Origin of the sequence: Micromonospora sp. KC606 (genome assembly GCF_004348675.1) — a bacterium.
GTDB lineage: Bacteria > Actinomycetota > Actinomycetes > Mycobacteriales > Micromonosporaceae > Micromonospora.
In genome coordinates, this window is sequence record NZ_SMKN01000020.1 from 45704 (window position 1) to 57104 (window position 11401).

Here is an 11401-nt window from a genome sequence, read left to right on the forward strand (position 1 = left end):
ATCCGCATGACTAACCGTGTCCACCACGGCCCCACCGCGCCCACATCCCAGGCAATCGCCGCCCTGCGACCCCTGCCCGCGGACGCTGTACGCCTCGACCGCGAGGGGCTGCTCGGTGCGTGGCAGGACCGCAACACCGCCGCGACCCTGCCACACTGCGTCGACCAGCTCGACGCGCGGGGCAACCTGAACAACCTGCGCCGAGTCACCGGAGACTACGACGGCGCCTTCGCCGGCTACTGGTTCGCCGACACCGACATCTACAAGACCCTCGAAGCGGCGTGGTGGGCCGGCGGCTTCGCGTCGTTCGTCGCCGAGATCGCCCATCTGCTGGAGAAGGCGCAGGACGCCGACGGCTACCTGATGTCCTACTTCCAGGTCGAGCACCGTGACCGGCAATGGAAGGAGCTGCCGTCCAGCCACGAGATGTACAGCGCCGGCCACCTTATCCAAGCCGGCGTCGCCGCTGCCCGCAGCGCCCCGGACGACCCAGCCGCGCAGCAACTGCTCGCGGTCGCGCGCCACTTCGCCGACCTGCTGGTCGAACGATTCAGCGAAGGTACGGAGGAAGCACTCGACGGACACCCGCAGGTCGAGACCGCGTTGGTCGAGCTGTATCGGGTCACCGGACACCGCCCGTACCTGGACCTCGCCGCCCGCTTCATCGACCTGCGCGGGCATGGTTTGCTCGGTCCGGAGAGCCGGTTCCACACGCGCCACTACTACCAGGACCACGCGCCGTTCCGCGCGGCCGATGAAGTCACCGGCCACGCCGTGCGTCAGGTGTACCTGGCGGCCGGTGCCGTTGACGTGGCCGTCGAAACCGGCGACACCGAACTGCTGCTGGCCGCCGAGCGGCTGTGGGAGTCGGCGATCGCGACCAAGACGTACCTGACCGGAGGGCAGGGCTCGCGCCACCGCGATGAGGCGTTCGGCGACCCGTACGAACTGCCGCCCGACCGCGCCTATGCCGAGACCTGCGCCGCGATCGGCAGCTTTCATTGGTCGTGGCGGCTGCTGCTGGCCACCGGGAAGGTGCGCTACGCCGACGAGATGGAACGATTGCTGTACAACGGCATCGCCGCCAGCACCAGCCTCGACGGCACCGCGTTCTTCTACTCCAATCCGCTGCAGGTGCGCACCGGCCACGACGGATCCGACGAGGACGCACCCGGACAGCGCCTGAACTGGTACTCCTGCGCCTGCTGCCCGCCGAACCTCGCCCGCCTGATGGCGTCGCTGCACACGTACGCGGCCACCGGCGGCCCCGAGGGCTTGCAACTGCATCTGTACACCGCCGGGACATTCAGCGCTGGCGGCCGGACCGTCCGCATCGAGACCGCATACCCGTGGGACGAGACCGTGACCGTCACGGTGACCGAAACGACGGCGGAGCCCTGGACTCTCGCACTGCGCGTGCCCAACTGGTGCGTCGACGCCCGGCTGACCCTCGACGGCATGCCGGTACCAGCCGCCGCGCACGACGGATACGTACACCTGAGCCGCACCTGGCTACCCGGCGATCGGGTCGAGCTCGTCCTGGCCATGCCGGTACGGCTGGTCACCGCCCACCCCCGCGTCGACGCCGTCCGCGGCACCGCCGCAGTAACCCGCGGACCGGTGGTCTACTGCCTGGAGCACGCCGACATGCCCGACGAACTCGACGGTTTCGCCTTCGAGGACGTGGAACTCGACTCTGCCAGACCCGCCACGGTTGTCCACAACAGACACTCGATCGCCCCAGTGGCCCTTCACACCCCGGTACGCGCACGGGACGCCGCCGGCGACGCGCCCTACCAACCACTGAACGCCGCCGCACCGCCGGCCACGCTCACCGCCACCGTCCCGGCCATCCCCTACTTCCTGTGGGCAAACAGGGCGCCTGGTCCCATGCGCGTGTGGATCCCCCTCGCGCCACAGGTACGACAGGCCTGATCGTCGCGGGTGACGACGGGCTGCGCGGGCCCCGGTCACCGCAGACCAGTTCGTGCACCGCCGCGACCCTGCGTGGCGGCGTGGGCGGCAGGTCGCGGCTCAGGCAGAAACCGTTACCTCGCAGGCGCGTCACGGGCGGCTTGCGGCGCCTCAGGGCAGGCGCGCGGCGCGGAGGTTTCGAAAGGCCGCGCCGGCCGAGGTACATCTTTGGTTTTGGTGTTGACGCCTTCGGTGCCGCCGTTGTGGAAGGGGTGGGTCAGGGCGGCGTTGACGGCGGCGCGGTCGAGGCCGAAGCCGCGGTTGAAGGTGTGCAGGTGGGGTAGGTCGGTGGCCTTGGCCTCGGTGATCCAAGAGTTAAGACGGTTGTCGTTACCGGCCGCGGGCGCGAGGAGCGCGGCGAACGAGTTGATGAAGCCGGTCAGCGCGGTCATCTGTGGGCAGGCGGCGGTGAGGGCGGTGACGAGGCTGACTTACTGCCCCTGTCGTATGGATGATCCGGGGGGTGTTGTCGCCGGGTCGGGTGGCGTCGGCGGACCGCTGATGGGGACACGGCCACTCTTGGGATAGGTCTCTTCGCAACGTGGCTGCCGGCAGTCCGACGCCCAGACCAGCGGCCGAGGCGGCGAGAACAAGGGTGAGGAGGCGTGGGGGCACGGCGACCACGGCGTGTTCCTCGGGTTGGACGTCGGCAAGGACGGTCACCACGCGGTCGGGCTGGCCCCGGACGGCAAGCGGCTGCACGACGGGCCGCTGCCCAACACCGAGGCCAGGCTGGGGCAGCTGTTCGACAAACTCGCCCGCCACGGCCGGCACTCCACGACGTCACGTGGCTTCGACGTTCGGCGCCATGAGCACGGCCAACGCGTGGATCGATGGTCGAGAGGACAACCGAAGATCGTGCGGTGGCCGCGTGCCACGCCGTGGATGCGGTCGGGTGGCGGGTCATCCCCTCACGACCGTCGAGGGCGCGCTTCGGACACCAGGTCCGAGGCGGGCTGGTCGTGGCGACCCGGAGCAGGGGCGGTGGTGGCAGCACCTCTGCTCCGGGTCGGTCACGGAGACGGCGTGCGGTCAGTAAACCTCTACGCCGTACCAGGCGAGAGCGGGGTTTACCCGCTGGTGGTAGGAGACACATCCGCTCGAACGAGACCCGGAGTGGATGCCGAGGGCCGCGGTGTTGCGCCACACCGGGCCGCCGCTGTCGCCGCTTCCCGAGCAGATGTCGGTGCGGAACAGCCCGTGAACGGCCCCGTCGGGATAGTTCACCGTCATGTTCAACTCGTGCACCGTTCCACACTGGACGCCAGTCTTGTAGCCGCCGCGACACACGGCCTCGCCCAGCTCGGGATCGCGGGAGTGGGTGATGTCCTGGGCGCCGCTGGCGATGTAGACGTTGCCGGGCTTGCTGACGCTGGCGTTGTTGTGCCTGATCAGCCCGTAGTCGGTGCCGGGAAAGCGTCCACCGGCGTCGTAACCGAAGTACTCGTTGGCGCCGTTGTACCAGTCGGAGACGCCGGGGTCGTGTGTCGTGCAGTGCCCGGCGGTGAGCAGGAACTTCTGCGAGTTGTCGCTCTTCTTCTGGACGTTGAAGCCGGCCGAGCACTGGTAGCCGTGCTCCGAGCGGATGTACTTGCCGCCGTTCACGGTGCCGTTGAGCACGAGCTCGCCGGGCACCCGGGTGAGCACCGCCGCGTCGCCGTACGGCGCGAGCACCGCCCGCATCTCGGCGAAGTCGGCGTCGGAGACCGTGCTGTCCGCCGTCACGTTGATCCGGTTGTCGTCGACCTCCGTGCCCCACGTGGTGCCGCGCGTGTCGATCCGGGAGTTCAGCGCGTCGGTCACCGCGGTCAACTCCTCGGTGCTGTACCGCACGCGCTTGGCCAGCCCGCCCGCTGCCGTGACTGCTCGCTCGCCATCGGCGTCGGTGACGGTCACGACCATGCGCCCGGTCCGCTGGTCGAAGTAGGCACCCGCGGTACGCTCCGGGCCGAGCTCGCCGGCGAGCTGCTCGGCCCGGACGCTGCCGATCCCGGCGCGCACCGGGATTCCGTTGAGCTCGGGCCCCACCTGACTGGTGCCGTCCGGCGCGGGTGCGGCGTGCGCGGCGGTCGGACCCACCATCACGGTGACGAGGGCGGTGGTGACCGCCGCGGCCAGCAGGGCGCGACGTGACGTCGGTCTACAGTGCGTCATTGATCGTTCAACCTCTCCAACGGGGCCGGTTGGTGGTAAGGCTGGCAGCCACCGGTGAAATCGCGCTGATCGCACGCTGACACGAGCCGCCACTGGTGGGTTCGGTCGGTGGCGAGCGCGTCGCCCAGCGGCGTACGGCGGAAGATCACGGATCGGCCGGCGGGTGCCCCCGGTCGTGCAGACCCGCCTTGCAAAGCACGGGCAGGTGGTTGCCGACCGCCCCGAGCGCGATGCCCGGGGTGTGTGCCGTCTGGCTGGTGCTGGCCGGCTCGGCGAGCGCGATCAGTAACCGGTACGGGACTGGCCGAGCAGCTTGACCAACGCCTCCGGTGGCGTCCGGAGCTAACGGCACCTACGCCGGCCAGCTCTTGCTCACGCCGAGGTCGGCGGCCAGCCGGCCGATCGACGGGCCTTCCAACCCGTCCTGTGGCGCGACGTGCGCGGCCCGGCGCAGAATGGCCTGCCGAGCCCGATCGTCTCGTGTCCGTCCTGCCATCATCGCTCTCTCAGCACGGACGTTCGGTCGACCATATCGCCCCCGTTACCTTTTTGATCGTCCCGCCCTCGCCGATCCCGTCAGCCGCGCCTACTACGACCGCGAACGAGCCCGAGGCAAACGCCACAACGCCGCCCTCATCTGCCTCGCCCGACGCCGCTGCGACGTCCTTTACGCCATGCTCCGCGACAAGATCCCCTACCAACCACGCCCGACAACCCCCGTCCCCGCTTGACGAAACCCATAGGGACACCCCCCGAGGAACCAACGCCAATCAGGACTTTGCCACCGTGCGGACAACGGCATTATGGCCAGATTCTAGTGACCGAGTGGCCAATACCGCACTACATCGGTCTGCTCGAAGATTGATTTCGATCAATCTGCGATCCGCGAAGGAGAAGCATGCGAAAAAGCACTTGGCTCCGCCGACTCGGCCTCGTCTCAGCAGCGGTGGCGCTCGGCCTGGCATCCACACCCGTGGCCGCGCACGCCGACGGCTATGACACCCCCCGCAGCGCCACTGCCGTGGGAGCGGGCAACACCTATGCGGCGGGATTGGCGGCGGCCGAACAGCGGGCCCGGGCGGCCGTCCTCGCCGTCGGCCACGACTGCGCCCCTGGGCGGTACTATACTCTTCTGACCTATATGTCCCCAGGTGGCGGCACGTGGGTTTTCCGGTCCACCCACGACACGATGTGCGTCGACTGATCAAGGTCGGCCTGATCGGCCTCCGCCGGGGTTTGCCGGCGGCAGGGTAGTCCCGTTGCCCGCAGCGGAGGCCGCTCGGCAGTAGGTGGGATATGCCACTGCATCGCACGAACTACTGAATTTCCTCTTTCGTACGGGCGACTTGACACGGGGCGGGGCGCTACTGTGGCCGCAGCAGCGAGCACGTCGCGTTCAGTTCCGCGACCACGGCGGTGGCCAGCTTGTGGACGCTAACGTTCACGAGCAGTTCGACGACGGGGCCGACCTCCCAACGGCCCAGGCGCGGATGCAGCGCCGACCGCGGCAGCCGCGGCCAGACCGACCGCCGGCTGCCCCTCCCCCTGCGCTGACCCGCCATCCTGGGCGAGGACGTGGACCAGGTGCCCCCCTGCGCATCCGTGACCGGCTCGCCTCCCTGCGCCGTGTCCCGGGCGCCCAGGATCGCCTGCACCGCCACGAGGTTGAAGCCCTCGCGTTGCAGGGCCTTGACGGCCTTCAGGCGCCGGACGTGTTCCGCGTGGTAGTCGCCGTACGACCCCGCCGCACCGGCGGTGGCAGCAGCTGCCGCGCCTGGTGTGCCCGGATAGCGCGAGGCGTACCGGGGCGTCAACCGTTCCCACTCGGGTCGGCGCTACTGGTGCCGAGTGGACCCGGCGAGGGCGAGTTGGGCCAGCCGACCGCCCTCAGGCCGCGAGGTCCGCCCCGGCGAGCCGTCCACAGCAGCACCGCCCGCCGGGTCAGTTCGGGCATCCGTTCACTCCAGCCGTACTCGAACCAGGGACCGCGGCTCCCGCCCGGCGAGCAGCCAGCCAAGAGCCGCGGCGGTCAACGGGACGCCAACAGCGATCACGAGTAGATCCACGACCGGCACGCGCGCCAGCTCGCTGAACTGGTCGCGGGATGAGCCGGCCAGGATGACGGTGTACGCGGCGCCGATGCCCAGGATCCCGCCCAGCAGCGCGAGCCCGCCGGCCGTTGCCGAGGTGAGCGTGCGGCGGATGCGACCCGTCGCGCCAGTCGCGGTCAGCGTGCGCAGGTCGCCCGCTGCCTCGGTCCGGATCAGCCCGACGGTCATGGCGAGGATCGCGAGCGCGAGTACGGCTCCGGCCGCTGTCGCGGTCGCGCGCAGTGCCAGGAGCCCGTCGCGCTTGTCGCGGTCCTCGACGACCAGCCCTGCGTCGAGCGCGAATTCCCGCGCCCCGGTGAGCTGCTCGTCGGTCAACGGCCGGGGGGACTCGACCAACCAGCCGGTCCGCAACAGTTTCCAGTTGTTGCGTCGCAGCGCAGCCGGAGTGAGAAACGTCGTCGGGAGTGAGTCGAACTGCGGGTTCGGCAGCCGCTCGGTGGTTGCCCGTGGGAAGGACCGCGCCGTCCCGCCAGACTCGGAAACCAGCAGTAGGTCGGAGCGGGGCTGGGTGGTCAGCACGTCCGTTGCCTGGCCGATGCTGGTGGGATCGACGCCGTAGTAACGCAGCAGTTCGGGCGTGGCGACCGGTGCCGTCTCCGGATCGGTGAACGAATCCGGGCTGGTCTGCTGGCCGACACCGATCGGAACCCGCCCGATCCGAACGCCGTCGGCATCCGCGTGCGGTGTCTCGTCCGGATCTATCGCGATTTCGAGCGGGATGACGGTCGGATCGGCAAGCGTGGCCGTGTATTGCCGAACCCGGGCCTCTATCGCCTCGAGCTGGGCCGGTGTGCGGTCGGGAACGCGCATGCCTGGGGAATTGATCCAGATGAGGAGCTGGCGGTCGGAAAGGTTGCCCTCGGCGGCGGTCTGCTCGAGAACTCTCGCCACGACCACGGTCGCGGTCGGGATCGCGAGCGCCACGCTGATGGCGGCTAGCGCGGCGCTCGACCGTGCCTGATGGCGGGCGAGGTCACGCAAGGCCAGCCGGGGAGCAACGGGAAGCCGGGTTCCGATGGCGGCAAGCACCCGGATCGCCAGCGGGCCGACGAACAGTAGGGCGAACCCGATCGCCAGCGTGCCACCGACGACCAACGCCACGTCGGCGAGCTCCAACGCGTCGCGATCTGCCGCGCCGTTACGTAGCACGAGCCGCAGCGACACGATGCCCAGCACGACGAGCACGGCCGCGGCCGCAGCCGACCGGCGCACCCGCTTGGGCCGTGGCGGGCGCGAAGACAGGGCAAGCGTTATCGGTACCCGGGCAGCGGCGCGCGCCGGCCGCCACGCCGCCGCGGTCGCCGCCAGGACAGCCAGCAGCAAGGCGGCGGTGATCTGCCACCACGGCAGGTCCAGCCAGTCGATGCGGTGCCCCGCCGCCGTCTCGAACCGTGGCGTCACGGCGAACCACACCAGGACACCCGCGACCGCTCCGACCGCCGACGCCGCGACACCGACCGCGGCGCCGTGGGCCAGCAACACGAGACGGAGGTGTCGTGGAGTCGCCCCGACCGCGGCGAGCAGGCCGAGCTGGCGCAGCCGGCGCTGCGCGATGACGGCGAAGCCGGCCGCCGCGATGAGGCAGACGAGCAGCATGCTCACCGCGAAGACGCTGAACACGCCGGCGGCCGCCTCGACCCACTCGTATGAAGGGCGCAGCTCGTACACCGGCTGGCCGTGCTGCGCGCGGTACTCCGCGAACCGTGCCGGATCGGCGGCTGTGAGCACGGTGACCTCCTCCGGCGGTTCGGGCTGTGCCGGCGCGACGAGGGCGAACTCCGCGCGTAGATCGCCGGGGTTCTCGACAAGGCCGACAACGGTCCAGGTGCGTCCGTCGAGCGTCAGCACACCGCCGACGCGGACCCGCAGGTCCGCCGCGACCTCGTCGGTGACTGCCGCCTCGCCGGGTGCGGCCGGGTAGCGACCCGTCAGGAGCCGTAGCATCGGCCCGCTGTACGGACCGCGTGGATCCTGCGCCCGCAGCTCGATGGTCTCCGCCGAAGCCGGGACCGGCAGATACCAGTGCCCGACCACGTCGATCGTGCCGAACCACTCGCGCGCCTGAGCGATCCGTGGATCCAGCGGCCGATCTTCCTCGGCGTACAACTTGAACCATTGGCTGGCGTCGCCGAACCTGGCGGTGCCCGACGGCGTCGAGTGGTAGCCGGCCGACACGCCCACGACGGCCGCCGTGACGGCGACGGTCAGGAGCGTCAGCACCATGACCTGCTGGCGCCACTCGCGGCGGAAAAGCCGCCACGCCCAACGCACCACCGCGCGCCGGGCCGGCAGGCCGCCGTTACGGCTCATGCGTTCGCTCCTGGTGTCAGGAGGGAGTCCGGGCCAGAGCCCGGTACCGTCTGGTCGACCATACGGCCGTCACGCAGGAACACCACGCGGTCGGCCCAGGAAGCCATCTGGGCGTCGTGGGTCACTACCACGCCGGCCACGCCATCGTTGCTGGCCAGGCGAAGCATGCGCATCACCGTCTCGCCGCTCAACGAGTCGAGCGCGCCGGTGGGTTCGTCAGCCAGCAGTAACCGCCGTTCACCGACGACGGCCCGCGCGATCGCCACCCGTTGGCTCTCGCCGCCGGACAACTCGTCCGGGTAGCGGGCGGCCCGCTCGGCCAGGTCGAGCTTTGCGAGTACCTCCATCGCGGCTGCCCGGGCAACCTTGGCCTTCACGCCGTCCAGCTCCAGCGGAAGCGCCACGTTCTCGACAGCGGTCAGCCCGGCGAGGAGATTGTAGTTCTGGAAGACATACCCGATCGACCGCCGCCGCAGCCGCGCGCGGTCATGGCGGGACAGTCGCGCCAACTGCTGACCGGCGATGAAGACGTCGCCGCTGGTTGGTTCCTCCAACGTTCCGGCGATCGTGAGCAGGGTGCTCTTGCCCGAGCCGCTCGGGCCCATCACCGCCACCAGCTCGCCGCTCCGAACGGACAGGTCGACCTCGCGCAACGCGTGCACTTCTGTGGGACCCGATCCGTAGACCTTGGATACGTGGCGCAGTTCGACGGCCGTACTCATCGCCGTACCCCCGCGATGCTGCGGCCGACACGTGGCGCGGACGTCGGGGCCCCGCTCGCGGTGCGAGCCGGCAGGCGCTTGAGCCGGGCGTCCGTGGTGTCGAGCCACCGGACGATCGCTTCTATCCGGAACAGCTCCGAATCCACGACGAGCGACACCTCCACCTCGCCCTCGGTGATTTCACTCTTCAGACGGGTGTACTCCTGCATCACCTGCACAAGGTGCCGTCGGTGCGCCTGGAGGAGTTCGGGCAGATCCACACCTGGTACACGCATCGCCACCAGAACCTTGATGACGAGTTCGTCGCGCGGTGGTGGAACCACGTCCGGTGGCATGCGCAGCCACTTCTTCAACTCGTCGGAGCCCGTCGGCGTGATCGTGAAGACGTTCTGGGGCCCCGCGCCGCCGGCGTCCTCCGACTCGACCAGACCGTCGCGCTCCAGGCGCTGGAGAGTGGTGTAGACCTGCCCGACGTTGAGCGGCCACACCTCCCCGGTTCTGGACTCAAACTCCTGCCTCAGCTGAAGGCCGTACTTCGGGCCCTCGCTGAGCAGGGCCAACAGGGCATGTCGGATGCTCATACCGAGTATAATACTCAGTATAATGATCTCGCCGTCAAGGGTTCGGGCGAACATGTCCGGAAGGGACGCACCGCCGTCAGGCGTCGCCTGTCCAAGAGCGCGGTTCGGGCAATCCTGACCAACGCCCGGCTACACCGGACACCAGCTCTGGAACCGGCGACGCGAGCACGAGGTTCTCCTCTACGTCGACGACGTCGCCCTCGGTCACAAAACCGGGATGCGCTGGAACCACCAGCAGGCGTGGCTGCGCTCGATCACGCCCAGCCACCCGGCCGTCGTCACGTAGAGACCTTCCAACTCGCCCAGGACGTCCTCACCACCGCCGGCCGCAGAAGCGAACTTGGCGGCCGCTCGCGAGCAGCACACCGCGGCGATCGAAGCGGCCAAGCAGCTCGGCGAACCGCTGCTGACCGCCCGGGTCGCCGGTCATCCGGTGGATTCCGTTCGTCGGCTCCCAGTCGTAACTCCACACTGGCACACGCAATCCGTCGACCAGCTTGCCGTGAGTCCACTCGGCGGGGGTGTTGCCCGGATGGTCGGCGAGGGCCTTCTCCCAGCTGGGGAGCGCCGACTCGCAGTCCGGGCAGCAGCCGTGCGGCACGAGTTCTGCGATGGTGCCGAGCAACACCTCCCGCAGCTGGCCGATGTCCCCGCCCGTCCGCTCAATCGCGTCGACCATGGCCAGGACACCCGACACGCCGACGCCCCAACTCGGCTGGCGACTCGACCTGCACCGGTCCCCCGCCGCGCCGGTAGCGGATCGTTGGGATCAGGTCCCAGGTCAGCGCGAGGCCTGTGACTCGGACATCGTTGATCACCACGTCCATGCCGAACACCTGGCCCATACCGCGTCAAGGGTCGGGCCAGTCATGGCCGGTCGGGAACACCGGCGTCTCCCACCACAGGTCGCCGTCGACGTCCTACGACGAGGTACGCCACGAGCCACGGCAGGATCGTCACCACGCCGGCGTAGCCGACAACGACCATCACCATGTCACGGAAATCTTCGGACCGGTATCTTTGGTCGCCCCCGAAGGTGGTGATGCCCTCCGGATAGGACGCGATCAGCAGTACCGTCATGACGAACAGCACAATCAGGGCGCTGACCGTCACGGCTGTCCGGCGCAGCCCGACCCGGAAACTGCGGCTCGCCGCGCCGAGCGCCGCCATGACGACCGGCCCGGCCAGCGGCCATACAAACAACAGCATGGCCATCAACCACTCACCGGGCGATTCCACGGAAAAGCCAGGCATCATCGTGATCGCCTCCGTTCACAACGCCGACACCGCGAGCAGGGTGACTGTCGATCGGACCCGGCGTCGACTGGCATCGGCGCCGGACGCTGATCTACCGACGATATCGCCGGCTGACCGATTGGTCGAACCGATCGTTTGCGCTCGCTCCGGCCTCCCGGGCGCCCAGTGCCGACCCCGGACACCGCCACCATGCGCCGCGCCCGCGGCTGGCGATGGCACGCGCCCTCGGCGGCATCCTCATCGGCAACGCCGGGCGTCCACGGCCACCCCGGCGGCAAACCCACCTGGGACC

11 protein-coding genes and 2 pseudogenes are annotated in these 11401 nt (G+C 69.6%); 4 read left to right on the forward strand and 9 right to left on the reverse strand.

Annotated features, from left to right (window positions below):
* Window positions 1–6 precede the first annotated feature (6 nt).
* A complete protein-coding gene (locus E1193_RS07815; RefSeq protein WP_132181657.1) occupies window positions 7–1935 on the forward strand; it encodes a beta-L-arabinofuranosidase domain-containing protein in 1929 nt (642 codons plus the stop codon).
* A 113-nt stretch (window positions 1936–2048) separates the two neighbouring features.
* Here E1193_RS07815 and E1193_RS07820 read toward each other — a convergent pair whose 3' ends face one another.
* The gene (locus tag E1193_RS07820; protein WP_243707377.1) at window positions 2049–2366 is read right to left on the reverse strand and encodes a transposase; all 318 of its coding nucleotides are present in this window, start codon (window positions 2364–2366) and stop codon (window positions 2049–2051) included.
* 235 nt (window positions 2367–2601) lie between these two features.
* Here E1193_RS07820 and E1193_RS33005 point away from each other — a divergent pair.
* Window positions 2602–2730, forward strand: a pseudogene (locus E1193_RS33005) (transposase); the annotation flags it as partial.
* 276 nt (window positions 2731–3006) lie between these two features.
* Here the strand turns inward: E1193_RS33005 and E1193_RS07830 are convergent.
* Both E1193_RS07830 and E1193_RS07835 read right to left on the reverse strand, forming a co-directional pair.
* Entirely contained in the window at window positions 3007–4128 is a 1122-nt protein-coding gene (locus E1193_RS07830; RefSeq protein ID WP_132181659.1) for a S1 family peptidase, read from the reverse strand.
* Window positions 4129–4480: 352 nt separating this feature from the next.
* Window positions 4481–4624 carry a hypothetical protein gene (locus tag E1193_RS07835; RefSeq protein WP_207922622.1) on the reverse strand — a complete coding sequence of 48 codons (144 nt, stop codon included), beginning with the start codon at window positions 4622–4624 and terminating at the stop codon, window positions 4481–4483.
* 64 nt (window positions 4625–4688) lie between these two features.
* On the opposite strand from E1193_RS07835, the pseudogene E1193_RS07840 reads away from it, so the two are divergent.
* Window positions 4689–4859, forward strand: a pseudogene (locus E1193_RS07840) (IS110 family transposase); the annotation flags it as partial.
* A gap of 167 nt (window positions 4860–5026) precedes the next feature.
* Complete coding sequence (locus E1193_RS07845; protein WP_132181661.1) at window positions 5027–5332, forward strand: hypothetical protein; 306 nt, start codon at window positions 5027–5029, stop codon at window positions 5330–5332.
* Between the two features lie 160 nt (window positions 5333–5492).
* Here E1193_RS07845 and E1193_RS07850 read toward each other — a convergent pair whose 3' ends face one another.
* From E1193_RS07850 to E1193_RS07880, 6 genes are all read right to left on the reverse strand, one after another.
* The gene (locus tag E1193_RS07850; protein WP_132181663.1) at window positions 5493–5942 is read right to left on the reverse strand and encodes a MerR family transcriptional regulator; all 450 of its coding nucleotides are present in this window, start codon (window positions 5940–5942) and stop codon (window positions 5493–5495) included.
* Window positions 5943–6086: 144 nt separating this feature from the next.
* The gene (locus E1193_RS07855; RefSeq protein WP_132181665.1) at window positions 6087–8549 is read right to left on the reverse strand and encodes an FtsX-like permease family protein; all 2463 of its coding nucleotides are present in this window, start codon (window positions 8547–8549) and stop codon (window positions 6087–6089) included.
* Window positions 8546–9271, reverse strand: coding sequence for an ABC transporter ATP-binding protein (locus E1193_RS07860; RefSeq protein ID WP_132181667.1), 726 nt, complete (start codon window positions 9269–9271; stop codon window positions 8546–8548). Before E1193_RS07860 ends, E1193_RS07855 begins: the two co-directional genes overlap by 4 nt.
* Window positions 9268–9906, reverse strand: coding sequence for a PadR family transcriptional regulator (locus tag E1193_RS07865; protein WP_243707379.1), 639 nt, complete (start codon window positions 9904–9906; stop codon window positions 9268–9270). The genes E1193_RS07860 and E1193_RS07865 overlap by 4 nt, the downstream gene beginning before the upstream one ends.
* A 259-nt stretch (window positions 9907–10165) precedes the next feature.
* Entirely contained in the window at window positions 10166–10531 is a 366-nt protein-coding gene (locus tag E1193_RS07875; protein WP_132181671.1) for a hypothetical protein, read from the reverse strand.
* 188 nt (window positions 10532–10719) lie between these two features.
* The gene (locus tag E1193_RS07880) at window positions 10720–11070 is read right to left on the reverse strand and encodes a hypothetical protein (protein WP_132181673.1); all 351 of its coding nucleotides are present in this window, start codon (window positions 11068–11070) and stop codon (window positions 10720–10722) included.
* Window positions 11071–11401 lie beyond the last annotated feature (331 nt).